Raw genomic sequence first — 19,750 nt, 5'->3', positions numbered from 1 at the left:
CCGGTCGGTAGAAACCGGGCCCTTCTGGGGAAGTCTTGTCTGCCGTTTGGTGCCGGCTTAATAGCCGGACTCGAAGTACGGCCTTGGGTGCCGCCCAGCAGCTACCAATCTGCACAGTACTCCAATCCAGTCCTCACACCGTCTCCGTTTGGGGTTTTTCCTAAAGTCGAAGCTGCTCACGCCGCGTCGTTGACACGACCGGGACCGTCCTCCAGGATGGCATCCAATAGCCGCCGCTCAATTTTGGGCGACTCAGGATTCCGGATCGTGAGAGCGGCCCTGCATTTCGAACGAGGCGCCGCTCGTGCCGCAAGCCACGGAATCCGGTCCGGCGATCCTCGTTAAACCACGTATCCTCGCCAAAATTCATGACGCGCGCAGCGCAACGACCGAAGCAGGCCATTCGCCAACGTCGTCGGCATCAGAGCTCTGGAGGAGTGACCGTGTCAAATCTGCTGGATGAACTTTCGAGTTCCCCTCAGGCAGCGCTGGAGCCTCAGGACGAGGTAAGAATCGTTGGCCAGTACTACGACGACAAAACAGCCAGGCTTGTCCGCAAATACGGGCCCGGCCCCAGGATTCACTACCACGTGGGTCACTACCCTTCGGCTGAAACGCCGCTGCATCCCGACGATGTGACGCCGGATGCCATTCGCCGCAGCATCCGGGACCACCAAGAGGGTCTGCTGCGGTACGCGGCCAAGATCTGGGGCGCTGAACACCGGCTGTCGGGGCGAATCCTGGACGTCGGCTGCGGTCTCGGCGGGGGCTCGCTCTTCTGGGCGCGGGAGTACGGCGCCGACGTCACGGCGGTCACCAATGCGCCGGAACACGCGCCGATCGTCAACAAGTTCGCGCGGGAATGCGGCGTGGACGAGCGGGTCCGAACCCTGGTCTGTGATGCGATGCATCTCCCCCTGGACGGCCCCTATGACGCAGCAGTAGCGATCGAGAGCAGCGGATACTTCAACCGTCCGCAGTGGTTCGAGCGTCTGGCGCAGGTGCTTCGTCCGGGCGCGAGTGTGTGCATCGAGGAAGTGTTCATTACACGCCCTCACGGGGCCGATGTGTGGGCCGAATACTTCTACACGAAGCCGGCCACGGTGCTCGACTACGCAGAAGCCGCGCAGGCTGCGGGCTTCGAACTGGTCGATGAGGTCGACGCCACGTCAGAGACCCTGCCGTTCTGGGAGGAGAGTGTCGCCTGGACGAAGGCGGTACTGGACACCGACAGCAGCCTCTCTGCAGTTGACCGCAGGAACCTGAGGATATCTCTGCTGGCGAACCAGGCGCTCTGCGCTGAATGGCAAGCAGGAGGCATGCAGCTGGGCTTCTTGCGCTTCGAGCGTAAGTGAGCGCGAAGAGTAGCAGACAGCCGGTTTGTTGACCTGGCAGCACTGGTTACCAGTGGTTGTCAGTAGATCACGCAGGCGCTGGGCTGGGGTTCCCCAGCCCAGCGCAGCGGGTTTCCGCCCGCCTTTCGATGTGACTGCCGCCTAGGTGTCGCCAACCATCTCCTCGACGCGTTCCCCGGCTCGTGGCTCGCGGTCGACCCGCAGGATCTGCGGTGGCGTACCAACACGATCATTCGCGGGCTCACCGCCGGTACGGCTGAACCGCCGCCGACTTCCCGCCACCTTCACGACGATACGGAGTTCCTCATGACGCTCGGACAGTCTCCCGCTCACAGCGACGTCCGCAACGTGTACGACGGGTTCGGTCGGATCTACGGTTCCGTCTGGGGCCCCAATATCCACTACGGCTACTGGGAGAACGAGGCCGACGACAGCTCCGTCGAGGTGGCCACGGACCGCCTGACCGACCTGATGATCTCTGGTCTCGCCGCACAGGCCGGCCAGCGGGTCCTGGACATCGGCTGCGGCATCGGCTACCCCGCGCAGCGGCTCGTCCGCACTTGTGACGTGAACGTGGTGGGCATCACCGTCAGCCACATCCAGGTGGAGGAGGCCACGGAACTCGCCGCCGAGGCCGGGCTCGCCGACCGGGCCACGTTCCAGTTCGCGGACGCGATGGACATGCCCTTCCCCGACGGCTCGTTCGACGCGGCCTGGGCGTTCGAGTCGATGTGGCACATGCCCGACCGGGCCCAGGTGCTCTCCGAGGCCGCCCGCGTGCTGCGCCCCGGCGGCCGCCTCGCCATCGCCGACGTCATCCAGCGCGACCCGATCAGCCCTGAGGGACGCGTGGTCCTGGACCACATCTCCGAGAACTACGCGGTGCGCTCCCTGGGCACTGTGGACGAATACCGGGTGGCGTTGGCCGCCCACGGTTTCGTCGACGTGGAGATCCGTGACATCACCGACAACGTCATCCGTACCCTCGGGCTCATGGCCGACGCCTTTGATACTGTCCGCGACAAGCTGGCCGACCTGGTCGGCGAGGAGCACGCCGAGTCGCTCATCCACAACGTGCGCAGGTTCGGGGCCATCCCGGAGAGCGGCTACCTCTTCCTGACCGCGGTCCGCGCCTGACCGCGGGCGCCGTCCCCGGTTCTCAGCTCGGCGTCTCATGGCGCAAGGCTGGGGTCGAGGTACTTCCTGACGCTTCCTGAACAGGGCCCTCCGGCGGTTGAGCGAGATGTCTGACGTCTCAACTCGACGTCCGGAGGGCCTCGTTGTTTGTCCATCCTGCATCACCGGACCTGCCGCACGGCCCATCAGCAGTCCGACAAGCCGAAACGGCCCGCCAGTTCAACTGACGGGCCGTCACGCCGTGCTGGGGCTAGCCGGCATCCGGATCTGTGGAACCCAGGGTCCTCACCGCAGGGGTCAGCGTGTCGTCCAGATCCCCGACGACCGCCCGGATGCCCGTCCTCACTGCCGTACCCGCAACTCGGTCAACGCCCGAAGCGGAAACACCGGCCGGTGATGTGGCGGCTGCCCTGGCGCCAGGGTCAGACCCGGCATCCTGGTGGCGATGGCCTCTACCGCGATCTCCAGTTCCGCGCGGGCGAATCCGGCTCCGAGGCAGAAATGGATGCCGTGCCCGAACGCGAGATGCGTGGCAGACCGGCTGTCCGGACTGAACGCGGCCGGACATGCGCGAGAGCGGCTGTCCCGGCCGGCCGCTCCGTACAGCAGAAGCAGCCGACTCCCCGCGGCCAGGTGGACGCCACCGACCACTACGTCACGGACCGCGGTCCGGTACATGCCCGCCAGCGGGCTGTCGAACCGCAGCCCCTCCTCGACGAGGTCCCGTACGGCGATCGTCCCGTCGACGACCTCGGCCCAGCCGCCGGGTGACTGAAGCTGCTGGTAGAGGATCGTGCCGAGCGCCTCGGCACAGGTCATGTGTCCCGCGAAGATCAGGGTGGGGACCTGGACGGAAACCTCGTCAGCGGTGAGCGTGCGGCCCGCCTTGCCGTCGTGGAGCAGCTCACTGATCAGGTCGTCCTGCGGTGCGGCCAGCCGCTCCTGCACGAGTGAACGGGCGAACGCTCCGAAGTCCATCAGCCCGCGGGCGAATTCACGCAGCCGCTCAGGATCGGCGTTGCTCTGCGACATCATGAGCTCGATGCGCTGCTCGGACCACGTGCGGCAGCGGTCGTAGTAATCCTCCGGGACCCCGAGGCGCCGGCAGATCACCTCGAGGGCGTACGGAACGGCGAACGCCGAGATGAAGTCGAACTCCGTCAAGACCGCGGCACGCTCGACGAGGTCGGTGGCGATCGCACGGATCGTGGGTTCGAACGCTCTGACCCTGGCCGGCGTGAACCCGGCGTTGAGCACTTCCCTGACCCTGGCGTGCTCGGGCGGGTCGAGTGAGCCGACGGCCACCGCATCAGCGCCGCGCCAGGTGCGGAACATCCGACTCACGTCCTCGGGCAGTGCGGCCGCGGGACGAGGGTTGTGGTCACGCGCCGAGAAGCTTTGGTCGTCCCGCAGCACGGCAACCATGTCCTCGCGCCGGGTGACGCACCACGCGCCGAGCAAAGGGGCGTAGAACACCGGTTCCGTCTCTCCGATGTCGGCCAGAAATGAATACGGGTCGTCGCGATGTGCGCCGTACGGGTCGAACGACCTGACTTCATGCAATTGCTCAGAATCAACTGGCATAGCCATTCAGCCTCTCAAGCTTTCAGTGAACCATTCCCGGCAATGATCAGTGACGTCGTGTGATACTGCTCGGCCCGCAGGGGCGACCCAGGGTCGCAACGTCCGCCCGTCGCGGGCGAACCGGCGGGCCCCCTGGTGCACCTCGGCCACCAGGGGGGCAGGTCGAGCACGTCCAGCGCGCGCCGTGCTGTTCCAACGCGAGGTCGATGACGGCTATCGCCAGGCGTACACCGGCACAGAAACCGAGCCCTTCTCAGGAAGTCTTGTCTGCCGTTTGGTGCCGGCTTAATAGCCGGACTCGAAGTACGGCCTCGGGTGCCGCCCAGCAGCTACCAATCTGCACAGTACTCCAATCCAGTCCCCACACCGTCTCCGTTTGGGGTTTTTCCTAAAGTCGAAGCTGCCCACGCCGCGTCGTTGACACGACGGGAGAGGTCGTTCAGGATGACAGGCGGAACGATCACGCAAATTCCGGTGCATCACTCCGGGTCCGGATTGCGCGTAGCTGCGGGAGCTGCCTACGCATTGACCTGTAGTGAGATCGGGTGATCATGAGCTTTGCGCAATCATTCGTCCATCCAGCGCAGTGATTTCCAGTGGTGCAATTCGCGAACGCCATGCGCGTAGGCTCTGACCACGAATTGGGAAGGCGCGCGACCGAAGGAGAATCCCGATCAGCGCACTCGACACCTCGTCGACCGGGCTCCAAGCCTTCCTGTCGCCGAAGATGGTGCAATCCACGGTACTGCCCGTTATGCGGCAGCAGACTTCCGCACTGCAGCCGATCCTGGCCCGGATCTGCTCCTACCACCTCGGCTTCATCGACGAACACGGTGACCCCAGCGGTGCGGAGGGCGGCAAGCTGACCCGCGCCGCCCTCATGATGGCGGCGGCTGATGGCGTCGGCCTACGGCCGGAGGACGTGCGGTGCCAGGCGGCAGCACTGGAGTTGCTGCACAACTCGACCCTGATCCACGACGACATCATCGACGCGGACGAGCTGCGTCGCGGCCGCCCGGCCGCGTGGAAGGTGTTCGGCACCAGTCTGGCCATCCTGGCCGGGGACGCGTTGCAGGCTCTTGGGCTGCAGATGGTCGTCGCCGACCCCGGCCCCGGCCGTGCGGAAATCTCCAGCCTGTTCGCCGAAGCCCTCGGTCTGGTTCTCGCGGGCCAGGCTCGCGAGCTCACCGTCCGGCTGGGTCCGGGCACCGGCATCGCGGAGTACGACCGGATCGTGGAGGAGAAGACGTCCGCGCTGCTGGAGTGCGCGCTGGTGACGCCCGCATTGCGGGCGGGCAGACCGGAGCACGTCCTGACTGCCCTGCGCAGCGCGGGCCGGCATCTGGGCCTGGCTTTTCAGATCTTCAACGACGTCGAGGACATCTGGGGCGACCCCGCAGTGACCGGCAAGCCCGTCCGGAGCGACATCCTGCGGCGCAACCCTTCTTTTCCGGTGCTGGCGGCCTTGTCCACCGACAGCCCGGCCGGCGAACGCCTGCGCCAGCTGTGGCACGCCGACGGCAGCACGGCAGCGGACCTCCAGGAGATGGCCGACCTCGTCGAGGAATCCGGCAGCCGGCACACGGCCGAGCGGCTGTCCCGCAGCCATCTGGACTCGGCTCTGGAGCACCTCGGACGAGCCGAGCTGTCCCCGGCCGCGTCCGCCGAACTGACCGCCTTGTTCGACCGCATCGTCAATCGCACGCCATGACGTACATCGTGATCATCCTCGACAAGGTGGTCTGAACCTCGATTCCGGCGGAGGCCGTCAGTGAGTACCCCAGCTCAATTGCCTTTCGAGCAGACGAATGTGCTGCAACTCGCGCCAGGGCTGCGCACGCTCCGATCCCAGGGCGCGGTCCATCGGGTTCGTACTGCCGAGGGCGTCGAGGCGTGGCTGGTCACCGGTCATGCCCAGGTGGCGCAGCTGCTCGACGATGACCGGCTCAGCCGCTCCAATCCCGATCCGGAGGCCGCGGCGAAGGACAGCGGGTCGGCGTTCCTCGCCGGCCTGCTGGGCGACTTCGCCACCGACCACGCTCGGTTGCGTGCGCTACTGGAGCCGCACTTCTCACCCGAGCGGATGCTGGCGCTGCGGCCCCACGTCGAAGAACTGACCGGGCGGCTCCTGGACGAACTGGCCGGGCAGAAGTCACCGGTGGACCTGCGCCAGATGTTGGCGCTGCCGCTGCCGCTTCAGGTGATGTGCCAGTGGTTGGGCGTACCCCGGGAGGACAAGGACCGGTTCGGCAGCTGGATCCAGGACGCCGCCAACGTCGGGGACCCGGTCAGGTCCAAGCAGGGACTGGGCGAGTTGTTCGGCTACTGCGGGCAACTCGTCGCGGACAAACGGCAGAATCCCGGCGATGACGTGATCTCCCGGATCTGCGCGACCGAGGGGATCAGCGACAACGAGGTCCTCGGGCTGACGGCGTTGTTGCTGTTCGGTGGCTATGAGACCACGGTGGCCCGGATCGGCACCTGCGTGTCGCTGCTGCTGGCCAACCCCGAGCAGTGGCAGGCGTTGCTGGACGACCCGGGCCTCGTCCCCGGCGCGGTCGAGGAAACCCTGCGGATGTCGATGCCGAACCCGCACAACGGCGGCATGCCCCGTTATGCGCTGACGGACTTCGAGATCGACGGAGTCACCATCCGGGCCGGCGACTTCGTGCTGCTGAACATCATCGCGGCCAACCACGACGAGACGGCCTTCGCCGACCCCGGCCGGATCGATGTCGCTCGCAACACCGCGGACAGCCTCGTGTTCGGGCGCGGCGCCTACTCCTGCGTCGGCGCGATGCTGGCCCGGATGCAGCTGCAGGTGTTGCTCACCCAGCTCGTCGCGCGATTCCCCACCATGCGTCTGGCTGTCGGTGTAGAGGAGCTGGGGCTGCGCCACAACACGCTGATCGGCGGGTTGGTCCAGCTTCCGGTGACCTGGTGATTGGATCCTGATGCTGCACAAGATATCTACCGGCGTAGTCACGAAGAGCCCGGATTCAGTCCGCGCATATCTCCTGTTGATGCGACTGGACCGGCCTACGGGGTACGTGCTGTACCTGCTTCCAGGGCTGTGGGCCGTCGTCCTCGCCTCCGGGCGACGACCGGACCTGCTGGCGGTGGTGGTCGTCGCTGTCGCGGCGGTGCTGGTGCGCGGCGCGGCCTGCGCGGTCAACGACGTGGTCGACAGGGACGTCGACGCCCGGGTCGCCCGCACCGTGTCGCGTCCTGTCGCGTCGGGGACGATCAGCGTCGGGAACGCACTCCTGTTCGCCGCCGCACAGGCCGTGGTCGCACTGCTGGTCCTGGCGGTGGCGAACGTGGGGACAGCCCTGGTCGTCGGGGCCTCGTACCCGTTGATCGTCGCGTACCCCTTCATGAAGCGCATCTTCTTCTGGCCCTCGGCGTTCCTGGCGCTGGTGATGAGCGTCTACGTGCTGATCGGCTGGACGGCGGTGACCGGGAGCGCCGACTACCCGCTCGCGGTGTCCGGCCTGTACGCCGGCGGGGCCTTCTGGACCCTGATTCACGACACGATCTACTCCCATCAGGACAAGGAGTACGACCGGAACATCGGTGTCAGGTCTTCCGCCCTGCTGTTCGGCAAGGCCACCAAGGCGTGGCTGGCGATTTTCGTCGTGCTCAGCGTCGGCGGCGTGCTGTGGGCCGGTTCCCAGACGCCGATGGGGTGGGCGTTCTACCTGATCGTCGTGCTCGCGGGAATCTTCTTGTCCTATCTGGTCGTACGTGTGGACCTGGATGATCCGCAATCGTGCTGGGACACCTTCGTCGCCAACACGTACTTCGGCTGGATCGTTCTCGCGGCCGCGGTCGCCGGGCAGTTCACATGAAGGATGAGCTACGTATGACGGATTCGATGTGGCAGGGCAGTGGCGTCGACCTGGACGCCTACCTGACCCGCGTGGGCTACCAGGGCGACGTGGCTGCGGACCTCTCCACGCTGCGGGGTCTGCACGCCGCCCACGTCGACGCGATCGCCTTCGACAACCTCGACGCGGTGCTCGGGCGGCCGACGGTGCCGTTGGACCTGGACAGCGTCCAGGAGAAGATCGTGCGACAGGGCCGCGGCGGCTGGTGCCTGGAACAGGTCGTCCTGATGGCGGCGGTGCTGGACCGGATCGGCTTCACGTTCTCGGCGTTCGCGGGCAGGACACGGATCCGCACCGGGAACAAGTTCGGTCCGGCACTCCACGTAGCCCTGTGCGTGCAGCTCGACGACGAACGCTGGATCTTCGACGTGGGTTTCGGTGCATACGGGCCGCACGTCCCCATCCGCCTCGCCGAGAACTCGCGGCTGGACGGCGATTGGCCCTTCGACGTGGTGCGGGAACCGAGTGGTGAACACGTGCTGCGGTTCCTTCGACCTGAGGGTCCCGCAGAGCTCTACGGTTTCACCACCGACGCGCGCTATCCGTCGGACTTCGAGCTCCTCAACCATTTCTGCCTGACTCACCCGCGCTCGCCGTTCAACCACCGCATGGTCCTCCAGCGCACTCAGCCCGACGTGAGGCACCTCCTCGTCGGCAGCACTCTCACGGAGATACGTCCCGCAGAGCCGGCGACCTTCCGGGAACTCGACAAGGACGAGACGCTTTCCGCTCCCGAGGAGATCTTCGGGATCACCTTGGAACCGGGCGACGTCCAAACGCTCCGGAAGATCTTGGACGGCCCGTGATGCGTACCTTGCTGCTGGACAACTACGACTCGTACACCTTCAACCTGTACCAGTTGATCGCCGAGATCAACGGCCGGGAGCCCGTCGTCATGGTCAACGACGATCCGATGTTGTCCAGCCTGCGGCTGGAGGACTTCGACAACATCGTCGTCTCGCCCGGCCCTGGACGGCCGCAGAACCCGCGCGACGTCGGCCTCCTCGGCGACCTGCTGCGTCGCACCACGCTGCCCGTGCTGGGCGTCTGCCTCGGCCATCAGATGATCGCGCACCTGGCCGGAGCGTCGGTGGCCGCCGCGCCCGAACCGAGACACGGGTACCTCGCCAAGGTCTCCCACGAGGGAGATCCGCTGTTCGCCGGCATTCCGCGGGAATTCGTCGCGGTTCGCTACCACTCGCTGTGCGTGCAGGAGCCCCTGCCCGAGGAGCTCATCGCCACCGCGTGGGCAGACGACGGTGTACTCATGGCGCTGCGTCACCGCGATCTGCCGCAGTGGGGCGTGCAGTTCCACCCCGAGTCGATAGCTTCCCAGTACGGGCGTGAGATCCTGCGGAACTTCGCCGATCTGACCCGCCGGACGCAGCACAAACAACGGCCCTCCGTCACCGACACCGGAACGGACACGGACACCGGCACCGGCACCGGCACCGCACTGGCCGGCGAGACGCCCGGCGCGGTCGAGGAACTGGGAATCATCAGCACGGCCGTGCCGACCGCTGCCGATTCCGAGGCCATCTTTCTGAAGCTCTTCGACAACACCCCGTACTGCTTCTGGCTGGACAGCAGCCGGGTGGAGGAGGGCCTGTCCCGGTTCTCGTTCCTCGGCGACACGTCAGGTCCGCTCAGCGAGGTCCTGACCTACCGCACCGGCAGCGGGACAGTGGAAGTGCGCGACGCGAACGGCGTCGGCATCGTCACCGGCAGCGTGTTCGACGTCCTCGAACAGCGGCTGCGCGACCGGCGCATCCCCGACTCGGACCTGCCGTTCGACCTGACCGGCGGCTACGTCGGCTACTTCGGCTACGAACTCAAGGCCGAATGCGGGGCCACGGCCAGCCACACCGCCGAAACGCCGGACGCCATCTGGATGTTCGCCGATCGCGTCATCGCGGTCGACCACCAGGAGGGGCTGACCTACCTGGTGGCCGTCCACGACGAGAAGACCCGGCGTGACGCGCAGGAGTGGGTGGAACGGACGTCCGCGCTCCTGACGGGCCTGAACCCGGCCGATGTCGAGCCGCCGCGCGAACCCGCCGCCGGCCCGCCCCCGAATGCCGAGGAGTACCTCGGCCGCGGCCGGAGCCAGTACCTGGCGGACATCACGGAGTGCCAGCGGCAGCTGAACCGGGGCGAGAGCTACGAGATCTGCCTGACCAACAAGTTGCACATGCCGTTCCATGACGACGACACGTCCTTCTACCTGCGGCTGCGCCGGGCGAACCCGGCACCGTACGCCGCGCTCCTACGCCTGGGCGACGTCACGGTCTTCAGCTCCTCGCCGGAGCGGTTCCTGCGCATCGAGAGGGACCGCACGGTCACCAGCAAGCCGATCAAGGGCACGGCCCCGCGCGACGCCGACCCGGTGCGCGACGCCGAACTGGCCGCCGTCCTCGCCTCCAGCGCCAAGACTCAGGCCGAGAACCTGATGATCGTCGACCTGTTGCGCAACGACCTGGGCCGGGTGTGCGAGGTGGGCAGCATCGAGGTCGACCCGTACCTGGCCGTCGAGAGCTACGAGACCGTGCACCAACTGGTCTCCACCGTTCGCGGACGGCTCAGTGACGGGGTCAGCGCGATGGACTGCGCCCGGCAGTGCTTCCCGGGCGGGTCGATGACCGGAGCGCCGAAGCTGCGCACCATGGAGATCATCGACCGCTTGGAGACGGAGGCCCGGGGTGTCTACTCCGGCGCCCTCGGCTACTTCGGCCTCTCCGGCGGCACGGAACTGAACATCGTGATCCGCACCGCGGTCCGTGTCGGTGACCGGTTGACCATCGGAGCCGGCGGGGCGATAGTGCTCGACTCCGACCCGCACGAAGAGTACGAGGAGATGCTGCTCAAGGCGGCGGCGTCGCTCCGCGCCTGGCGTGCGCCGGCGGTGTCGGACGTGGGCGGCTCCCGACGATGAACACGGCAAAGAGCACGGCCACCGACCAGGGCGTCCGCCGGTGCTGGGACCCCGATGGCGGATGGTCGACGGCCGACGCCGCCGGGACGGTGCTGGTCATCGACTCCTGGCTCGTGGACGAGGGGCGGGTGCGGGGACTCGACCGGCACGCCGAACGCTTCGGTTCGGCCTGCGACCGGTTCGGCGGACCGGGAGCCGAACGGACGAACCGGTTCCTGCGGGCGGTCGCCGAGTCGCTGCCCGCGCAAGGCCGATGGTTTCCTCGCGTCGAACTCGTGGAGACCGGGTCGGGAACGCGGCTGCGGATGTGGCTGCGCCCCGCGCCACCGCGCACCGCGACCGTCCGGTTGTGGACCGCGGCGGGACCCGACCGCCGTCGACTGCCGGCCGTCAAGGGCGCCGACCTGGACCACCTGGCCTCCCTACGCGCTGCCGCGGCTGCGGCGGGAGCTGACGAGCCGGTGCTGGTATCGACGGAAGGGCATGTGGTCGAAGGGGCGTCCACGAGCATCGTCTGGTGGCGGGGCGACACGCTGTGCGGGCCACCACCCGGCCCCGGCCTGCTCCCCGGGATCACCCGCGCCCTGCTCGGCGAGCTCGCCGCCACGGCAGGGCACCAGGTCGTCACCGAGCAGGCCACCGCGTCGGATCTCGCCGGCGTCCCCGTCTGGACGCTGAACGCCCTGCACGGCATCCGGCCGGTCACCGAGGGGCTGGGCCGGTTCCAGGACACGGACGCCGCAGCGGCCGAGCGCTGGCAGTCGCGCCTGGCCGCGCTCGCCGTTGCGGCCGACGCCTCGCTGATTCCTGTGGTGAACCCATGAAGGAGGTTTCCCGATGACCTCGGCACGTGAAGAGCCCACGTACGAGCGCGACTTGCTGGTGCAGCTGACGCGCCGCTGGGGAAAGCGAGTGGCCGTCAAGAAGGACGAGCTCGACCTCGACGGTCACTTCGACACGGCGATGCCGGACTTCCCCGAACGCCTCGTCCCGGTGCTGGGACTGCCGGGTGCCGACCGGCTCGACCAGGACGCTCGCGAGCGCATCCTGTCCGCGGCGTGGATCTCCTACAACGCCAAGACCGCGGCCATCGAGGACGAGATCATCTTGCCGGCCTGCCGGTTGATGCTCCAGGAACGGATCCCCGTCCGCCACGACGACGTCGCCGTCGACGCGCTGCACCAGACGATCATCGATGAGCACTACCACATCCTGATGTGCCACAACGCCGTCGGCGTGACCCGCAGGCGGCGCGACCTGACGGACCTGCGGTTCGCGCCGGGCGCCTGGTCGGTCGTCCGGGAGCTGGAAGCCACCCGCGCCGGGCTGTCCGGGTTCGACCGCGACATCGTCGACATCGCGTTCTCCCTGGCCGCCGAGACGACGATCAACGGGTTCCTCTCCACACTCGGCACCGCCCAGGAGATCCAGCCGATGAACCGGATCACCACCGATCTGCACCGGCGGGACGAGAGCGGACACGCGGTGGTGTTCCGTGAGTTGTGCGGCTCGCTCTACCGGAACCTGGACGGCGCACTGCAGCGGACGTTCCGCGAAGCGCTCGTCGCCGGGCTGACCGCGTTCCGCTCCGCGGACCTGGACCCCTGGGTGACCGTGGCGGCCCAGGGCGGCTTCGAGATCGACACCGATCAGCTGAGCGAGTGGGCCGCCTCCCGTCCCGTGCCCGCGCGGGACACCGGACCGTTGCAGCTGCTGCTCGACGACCTGGGCATCAGCCACGATCTCGTCGAGATGGTCCACCCATGACCGCCCCGCACCGTTGAGCCGTGAGAAGCGGACGGAGATCATGTTGACCCCCACCGGCGAAGCCGCCGCGCACTGGCGCACACTTGTCGCCCATCAGCGGCCGGAGTGGCCTAGCCTGGCTGAGCTCGGCGACGTGATGGATCAGCTGGCAGCCGTGCTCCCGTTGGTCACGCCGCAGGAGTGCGACACGCTCACCGCTCGACTCGCCCAGGCGGCAGAGGGCAAAGCGTTCCTGCTGCAGGGTGGCGACTGCGCCGAACGCTTCGGCCGCCTCTCGACGCAGGCGATTCACAGCAAACTACGCCTCCTGCAGCAGATGGCCGTGATCCTGGCGTACGCGTCGGCGGTGCCGGTGGTCACGGTGGGCCGGATGGCCGGGCAGTACGCGAAGCCCCGATCCCGGCCGACCGAGACCGTCGACGGGCGCACGCTGCCGGTCTACCGGGGCGACGCGGTGAACGGCGTCGGCTTCAGCCAGGCCGAACGACGGCCGGACCCGTCCCGGCTGCTTCGGATGTACGACGCTTCGCGCTACACCCTGGACGCCATGCGCGCATTCGCCCGTGTCGGCACCGATCTACGCCAACTGCACGAGGAGAACCAGGACTTCGTCTCACGCTCGGCTGCCGGTGAACGCTACGGCGAACTCGCCGGTCGAATCGGCCGGGCACTGTCCTCCAAGGACGCGCGCGGCGGCGATCCGTCGCGCACCACGGAGTTGTTCGCCAGCCACGAGGGATTGCTGCTCGACTACGAGGCCGCGCTGACCCGTTACGAGCCGCGTTCCGGCCGAAGGTACGCGGGCAGCGGCCACATGCTGTGGATCGGCGACCGCACCAGACAGCTCGACGGCGCCCACGTCGCCTACTTCGCGACCATCGACAACCCGATCGCGGTGAAGCTGGGCCCTGCCACCACGCCCGAGCAGGCGCTTGCCCTGATCGACCGCCTCGACCCCGACCGGCGGCCGGGCCGGCTGACGTTCATCGTGCGCATGGGCGCACACCGCGTGCGGCACCTGCTGCCGGAACTCGTGGAGAAGGTCACGGCTTCCGGCGCGCCGGTGGTGTGGGTGTGCGATCCGATGCACGGCAACACCTTCAAGGCGCCCAGCGGGCACAAGACCAGGCGGTTCGACGACATCCTCGCCGAGGCCGCCGGCTTCTTCGAGGTGCACCAGGCGCTCGGCACCCACGCCGGCGGACTGCACGTGGAGCTGACCGGCGAGGACGTGACCGAGTGCGTCGGCGGCGGCGCCGATCTGGGTTTCGACGACCTGCACCGCAGGTACGAGTCGGCGTGCGACCCGCGCCTCAACGGAGGCCAGGCGCTTGACCTGGCCTTCCTGGTAGCCGAGATGTTCAACCCGGGAGCAACCGGCGTCGTGGCACCGGAGGCAGCGGTGAACGCCGCGGCCCAGGGCGCAAGTCACAGCAACTCTCCCGCCTAGTTCGCCGCGTGAAACCAGCAACATTTTCGAGTGCCCACGCTCTCGCGATCATGTAATCCTACACCGATCAATAAACGGGTCGGCGGAATGGAGTTCCGATGCCTTCGAAGGAGAATTACGCCCGCCGGGTGCTCGAGGCGCTGGCGTCCGATCCTGACCGGATTGCCCTGTGGCGGGAAGGCGAAGAGTTCACCGCAGGCCAGTTCTCCAAGGCCGTTCTCACCGCGGCGGAAATCTTGCGTCGGCACTTCACGGAACACCGAGCTCCGATTGCGGAAGGCAAGGATCCGGTTGTGGCGGTGCTAACCGTCACCAACACCCCGGCGACCATCATCTTCCGCTACGCGGCCAACCTCGCCGGGGCCACCCTGGTCCACCTGCACTCCACGAACGCGGTGGATCCCACCGATCAGCTGGCCGCCGCCGCCCGGCAGGAGATGCTCAGCAGGACCGGGGCGACCTTCCTCGCCATCGACAAGGAGAACGTCGACGCGGCCCGCGAGCTGTGCGACCGGCTGCCTGAGCCACCGCGTCTCGCCGCTCTCGGCCCCCTCGGTCCCGATGTCCTGGACCTCTCGTCGGGCGACTCGTACGCCTTCGACCTCGACGCCGTCGAGGTCGACCCCGAACAACCGGCCGTGGTGATCTGCACCAGCGGTACCAGCGGCAGCCCCAAGGCTGTCACAATGCCGTACCGCGTCCGCAGCCTCTACCTGCAGGTGGGCCCCCGGGTGGGCTTCCAGTCCCCGGAACCCATCGTGTACCTGTCGACCCTTCCGGTGAGCAACTCCAGCGGTACCGTCGTCGACCTCGCGCTCGCCTCCGGCGGAACGGTCGTCCTGCACGACGGGTTTGAGGCGGGCGAAGTGCTGCGGGCCGTGGAACAGCACCGCATCTCCACGCTGGCGATCACCCCGCCGCAGCTGTACATGCTGGTCGACCACCCCGACATCGCCACCACCGACCGGTCGAGCATCAGGAACATCACCTACGTCGGCTCCCCCGCAGCTCCCGCCCGCCTGGCCGAGGCGGTCGAGGTGTTCGGCCCGGTGCTGACCCAGATCTACGGGACCACGGAGACCAGCCCCATCAGCATCCTGACCCCGCCGGACCACTCCGACCCGGCACTCTGCCGGACCGTCGGGCGTCCGACCGCGGAGGTACGCATCCGCGGCCTGGACGACGACCGTGACGTCCCACCCGGCGAGATCGGCGAGGTGTGCGTGCGGAGCCCGTCCACCATGCTCGGCTACTGGGGCGAACCGGAGCTGACCGCCGTGACCATCCGCGACGGCTGGGTGCACACCGGCGACCTCGGCTCCCTCGACGAGAACGGCTTTCTGCGCCTGCACGGCCGGATGGGCGAGGTGATGAAGACCAACGGCATCAAGGTCCGTCCCACAGATGTGGAGAACGCGCTGCTAACCCATCAGGAGGTCGCCCAGGCCGCGGTGTACTGCGTGGTCGACGACGACCGCGTGGAGCACATCCACGCCGCCATCGTGGTGCGGCCGGGCAGCACCGCCGACTCCGGGACGCTGATCGGTCACGTCGCTGCCGAGCTGTCCCCGAATCACGTACCGGCCGTGGTGACGTTCTACGACGCACTGCCCCTCACCGGTGCCGGCAAGCCGGACATGCAGACGCTGGTCGCACTAGCTAGCGCTCTCGCTGATAAGCCGTTGTCTTATCGGATGTGATCGGTAGGTTTCCGCAGGTGAGGCTTAGGCTCGGCGACCGCGCGACAGGGTTGGTCCATCCGGCGAGACAGGTTCCCACTTGGACCGGGGGCCACGTTTCTGTCAATCTCGGCAGTCCTCCTGGCGGGGATGCTGTCGAAAATCCTGGCCTGACCGGCCTGAGACCGATGACTGGCTGACTCTCGTTACAGGCGCTCTGTTGGCGGCCAACCAGCCCCAAACGCACCGGTGCTACTGGGGATCGAGTCCCAGGCCGGATCCACCTTCCCAAATTCCGTTCGATCGACAGCCTCGTGATCGATATGACAGCGGCTTCTTTAGAGAGCGAGTGGCATAATGACCGCACACCTGGATTTCTTCACCCATGAGATGAAGGAATTCGCCGACCACAGCCGTCAGTTCCTGGAGGTCGGTCGGCGTGCCGGACGGTTCCCGAGTGCCACTGCCCGGGAGGGGCAGGCAGGCGCCGAGCTGGAGATCAGCGTCTGGTGCAGCAACGACTACCTCGGCATGGGGCAGAACCCGGCCGTGCTGACCGCCATGAAGGGGGCCGTCGACGCGTTCGGCGCCGGCTCCGGCGGCTCCCGCAACATCGGTGGCACCAACTACTACCACGTCCTGCTGGAACAGGAGCTCGCCGCGCTGCACGGCAAGGAGGCGGCGCTGCTGTTCAGTTCGGGCTACACCGCCAACGACGCCGCGCTGTCAGTGCTGGCGGGCCGGATGCCCGGCACCGTGGTCTACTCAGACCAGCTGAACCACGCATCGATCATCGACGGGCTGCGGCACAGCGGTTGCGAGAAGCGGATCTTCCGGCACAACGATGTCACGCACCTCGAGGAGCTGATCCGCGCCGACGGGGACCGCCCGAAGCTGATCGTCCTGGAGTCGGTGTACTCGATGTCCGGTGACATCGCGCCGCTCGCCGAGATAGCCGCCGTCGCCGAGAAGTACGGCGCCACCACGTACATCGACGAGGTGCACGCGGTCGGCATGTACGGCCCGCGCGGTGCCGGGATCGCCGCCCGGGACGGCATCGCCGACGAATTCACCGTCGTGATGGGCACCCTGGCGAAGGGCTTCGGCACCGCCGGCGGCTACATCGCCGGGCCCGCCGCGATGGTGGACGCGGTGCGCAGCTTCGCCCGCGGCTTCATCTTCACCACCTCGCTGCCGCCGGCCATCGCCGCCGGCGCGCTCGCGGCGGTCCGCCACCTCGTCGCCTCCGACGAGGAGCGCGAGCGGCTGCGGAACAACGCGCAGCTGCTGCACCGGCTGCTCGACGAGCAGCGCATCCCGTTCGTCTCGCCGATGTCGCACATCGTCTCGGCGTTCGTCGGCGAGGACGCCACCTGCCGTCAGGCGTCGGCGCTGCTGCTGGACCGGTACGGCATCTATGTGCAATCCATCAACGCCCCCAGCGTGCGGGAGGGCGAGGAGATTCTGCGCGTCGCGCCGTCCGCGACGCACACCACGGCCGATGTCGAGAAGTTCGCGGAGGCGCTGGACGCCATCTGGCAGGAGCTCGACATCCCGCGCACACAGGCGTGAGGCGGGGACGGCGGTCGGGGGCCCTGGCGCGCCCGGCCGCCGTCGTCGCTGCTTTCGACCGCAATCGATCAGCGGAGGTTTGGTGACTCTCTCGGTAGCAGCCGTTCTCGCCGAGTCGGCGGTACGACGTCCGGACCACCCGGCGATCGAGTTCGCCGGAGCTCGCCTGACGTACCGTGAACTATGGTTCCGTGCCCGGCAGTACGCCACAGTGTTGGACGAACGGGGTACTCGCCCCGGTGACCGGGTGGCGCTGCTGCTGCCGAACGGCCTGGAGTTCCCGGCGGCCTACTTCGCCGTGCTGGCGCTCGGCGCGGTCGTGGTGCCGATGCACGCGCTGCTCAAGGCGACCGAGATCGAGTACGTGCTGCGCGACAGCGGGGCCCACGTGCTGATCTGCGCCGGGTCGTTGCTCGCCGAGGGGCGCAAGGGAGCGGAGATCGCCGAGGTGCCGCTGCTCGCGGTGCGGGCCGACGCGGAGTGCGAAGCGCCGCGGCTGGACGTGCTCGCCGAGCACGCCGAACCGATCGCCGCCTACCGGCCGTGCGCGCCCGACGACCTCGCGGTGATCCTCTACACCTCCGGCACCACGGGTCGGCCCAAGGGCGCGATGCTGACCCAGCTGAGCATCACCATGAACGTCACCGTCGGGATGCTCTCCCCGTTCGACTTCCGGGCCGAGGACGTGCTGTTCGGTTGCCTGCCGCTGTTCCACACCTTCGGGCAGATCTGCGGCATGCTGACCTGCTTCCGGGCGGGCGCCACCATGGTGCTGACGGACCGCTTCGACGCCGCGGGCGCGCTCGACCTCATGGTCGCGCACAGGTGCACGGTGTTCATGGGCGTCCCGACGATGTACCTGGCGCTGCTCGACGCGGCCGCCGCCACCCCGCTCCGCCCGCCCCTGGACCGCGCGTTCTCCGGCGGCTCGGCGCTGCCGGTCAAGGTGCTGGAGGAGTTCCAGGCCACCTTCGGCTGCACGATCTACGAGGGGTACGGGCTGACCGAGACCTCACCGGTGGTCGCGTACAACCAGCGGGCCTGGCCGTGCAAGCCGGGCACCGTGGGCCGCCCGATCTGGGGCGTCGAGGTGGAGATCGCCAGGGCCAACCTGGAGGGCCGGATCGAGCTGCTGCGGACGGGCGAGGTCGGCGAGATCGTCATCCGGGGCCACAATGTGATGGCCGGCTACCTGGGCCGGCCCGAGGCGACCTCCGAGGTGCTGGTGGACGGCTGGTTCCGCTCGGGCGACCTCGGGGTGAAGGACGCGGACGGCTATCTGTCGATCATCGACCGCAAGAAGGACCTGGTGCTTCGCGGCGGGTACAACGTGTACCCGCGCGAGCTCGAGGAGATGCTGGTGCACCACCCGGCGATCGCGCAGGTCGCGGTCATCGGCGTCCCGCACGAGCGGCACGGCGAGGAGGTGTGCGCGGTGGTGATCCCGCGCGCGGACCGGACGCCGGACGAGGCGCTCGGCGCGGAGATCGTCGCCTGGAGCCGGGAGCGGATGGCCGCGTACAAGTACCCGCGCCTGGTGGAGTTCGTCGACGCGTTCCCGCTCGGCCCCAGCGGCAAGGTGCTCAAGCGGGAGTTGGCGCAGTGGTTCGGCGCCGAGCGCTGAATCAGACCGCCAGCAGCCCGCGGAACCTGTCAAGGCGATCAAGGCAGGTGATGTTGCGCCTACTCCACTTGAACTCGCCTTGTCGTAGGTGCTGAGAGCTGTCGATCCGTGGGTATGCCCCCGTCCGTGCGATACGCGCAGGGGGGCGGGTTCACTGCCCAGGAACAGCAGCGCCGGGAGCGGGTGCGGCTTGATGCCGCCGAGCGGTTCGAGCGTGGTGACAGCAACGGAATGATCGCCCGCGACCTGAGAGGGACGGTGCGGTCGGTCGAGCGGTGGCGCCGTGCCTGGCGGGAAGGTGGCTCGGTGGCACTTGAGCCGAAGGGGCCTCAGTCCCCGCCGAGGCTGGGCGAGCGGCAGTTCGCCCAGTTGGAGGGGGAGTTGGAGAAGGGGCCGTTGGCGCACGGCTGGGAGGACCAACGGTGGACGCCGGCGCGGATCAAGACGGTGATCGGCCGCCGGTTCCATGTCTCGTACACGGTTCAGGGTGTCTGGAAGCTCTTGCGGCGCAACGGCTGGTCCTGCCAGCAGCCGGTTCGTCGGGCGATCGAGCGCGACGAGGGCGCGGTCGAGGTCTGGAAGAAGCAGGTGTGGCCGCAGGTAAAAGCCTAGTGGCGACGCTCGGGGCCTGGCTGGTGTTCGAGGACGAGGCCGGGGTGTCGACGGGTTCAGTCAAGATTTTCGTGATGCGGTGACGGAGCGTCATGCTGATCAGCTGACGTGCTCTGCCCGTACTCCGGTGCGCTGGTGACGCGCCGGT

At 67.9% G+C, this 19,750-nt stretch carries 14 protein-coding genes and 1 pseudogene; 14 read left to right on the top strand and 1 reads right to left on the bottom strand.

The genetic code is table 11. From position 1 onward, the window contains the following. Positions 1-443: 443 nt before the first annotated feature. Together ACZ52J_RS00075 and ACZ52J_RS00070 are read left to right on the top strand one after the other, a co-directional pair. Entirely contained in the window at positions 444-1,355 is a 912-nt protein-coding gene (locus ACZ52J_RS00075) for an SAM-dependent methyltransferase (protein ID WP_465614758.1), read from the top strand. A 306-nt stretch (positions 1,356-1,661) separates the two neighbouring features. Continuing rightward, a complete protein-coding gene (locus ACZ52J_RS00070; RefSeq protein ID WP_465614757.1) occupies positions 1,662-2,492 on the top strand; it encodes a methyltransferase domain-containing protein in 831 nt (276 codons plus the stop codon). A gap of 342 nt (positions 2,493-2,834) precedes the next feature. Here the strand turns inward: ACZ52J_RS00070 and ACZ52J_RS00065 are convergent, their stop codons facing one another. Then, entirely contained in the window at positions 2,835-4,055 is a 1,221-nt protein-coding gene (locus ACZ52J_RS00065) for a cytochrome P450 (RefSeq protein WP_465614756.1), read from the bottom strand. A gap of 775 nt (positions 4,056-4,830) precedes the next feature. Between ACZ52J_RS00065 and ACZ52J_RS00060 the strand changes: the two genes are divergently transcribed. The 12 genes and pseudogenes from ACZ52J_RS00060 to ACZ52J_RS00005 all read left to right on the top strand — a co-directional run. Continuing rightward, positions 4,831-5,787, top strand: a complete 957-nt coding sequence (locus tag ACZ52J_RS00060; RefSeq protein ID WP_465614755.1) for a polyprenyl synthetase family protein — start codon at positions 4,831-4,833, stop codon at positions 5,785-5,787. Between the two features lie 78 nt (positions 5,788-5,865). After that, positions 5,866-7,020 carry a cytochrome P450 gene (locus tag ACZ52J_RS00055; RefSeq protein ID WP_465614754.1) on the top strand — a complete coding sequence of 385 codons (1,155 nt, stop codon included), beginning with the start codon at positions 5,866-5,868 and terminating at the stop codon, positions 7,018-7,020. Between the two features lie 10 nt (positions 7,021-7,030). Next, positions 7,031-7,927: a UbiA family prenyltransferase gene (locus tag ACZ52J_RS00050; RefSeq protein ID WP_465614753.1), complete on the top strand. Its 897-nt coding sequence runs from the start codon at positions 7,031-7,033 to the stop codon at positions 7,925-7,927. A 14-nt stretch (positions 7,928-7,941) separates the two neighbouring features. Continuing rightward, a complete protein-coding gene (locus tag ACZ52J_RS00045; RefSeq protein WP_360263029.1) occupies positions 7,942-8,772 on the top strand; it encodes an arylamine N-acetyltransferase family protein in 831 nt (276 codons plus the stop codon). Continuing rightward, on the top strand, positions 8,772-10,898 hold the full coding sequence (gene pabB, locus ACZ52J_RS00040) for an aminodeoxychorismate synthase component I (RefSeq protein WP_465614752.1): 2,127 nt from the start codon (positions 8,772-8,774) through the stop codon (positions 10,896-10,898). Before ACZ52J_RS00045 ends, pabB begins: the two co-directional genes overlap by 1 nt. Next, positions 10,895-11,722 (top strand): aminotransferase class IV, encoded by an 828-nt coding sequence (locus ACZ52J_RS00035; RefSeq protein WP_360263034.1) that lies wholly within the window; start codon positions 10,895-10,897, stop codon positions 11,720-11,722. Before pabB ends, ACZ52J_RS00035 begins: the two co-directional genes overlap by 4 nt. A gap of 13 nt (positions 11,723-11,735) precedes the next feature. Next, entirely contained in the window at positions 11,736-12,665 is a 930-nt protein-coding gene (locus tag ACZ52J_RS00030; protein WP_465614751.1) for an AurF N-oxygenase family protein, read from the top strand. A gap of 40 nt (positions 12,666-12,705) precedes the next feature. Beyond that, the gene (locus ACZ52J_RS00025; RefSeq protein ID WP_465614750.1) at positions 12,706-14,115 is read left to right on the top strand and encodes a class II 3-deoxy-7-phosphoheptulonate synthase; all 1,410 of its coding nucleotides are present in this window, start codon (positions 12,706-12,708) and stop codon (positions 14,113-14,115) included. A gap of 98 nt (positions 14,116-14,213) precedes the next feature. Continuing rightward, entirely contained in the window at positions 14,214-15,815 is a 1,602-nt protein-coding gene (locus tag ACZ52J_RS00020; protein ID WP_465614749.1) for an ANL family adenylate-forming protein, read from the top strand. A 336-nt stretch (positions 15,816-16,151) separates the two neighbouring features. Next, a complete protein-coding gene (gene hemA, locus ACZ52J_RS00015) occupies positions 16,152-17,366 on the top strand; it encodes a 5-aminolevulinate synthase (RefSeq protein WP_465614748.1) in 1,215 nt (404 codons plus the stop codon). An 82-nt stretch (positions 17,367-17,448) separates the two neighbouring features. After that, positions 17,449-18,990: a long-chain-fatty-acid--CoA ligase gene (locus ACZ52J_RS00010; RefSeq protein WP_465614747.1), complete on the top strand. Its 1,542-nt coding sequence runs from the start codon at positions 17,449-17,451 to the stop codon at positions 18,988-18,990. Between the two features lie 126 nt (positions 18,991-19,116). Beyond that, positions 19,117-19,652 (top strand): annotated as a pseudogene (locus tag ACZ52J_RS00005) (winged helix-turn-helix domain-containing protein); the annotation flags it as partial. Positions 19,653-19,750: the final 98 nt, after the last annotated feature.

Source organism: Kitasatospora sp. NPDC034035 (assembly GCF_055575755.1).
Note: the sequence above shows the minus strand (reverse complement) of the source record. Positions and strands in the feature narration are given on the sequence as shown.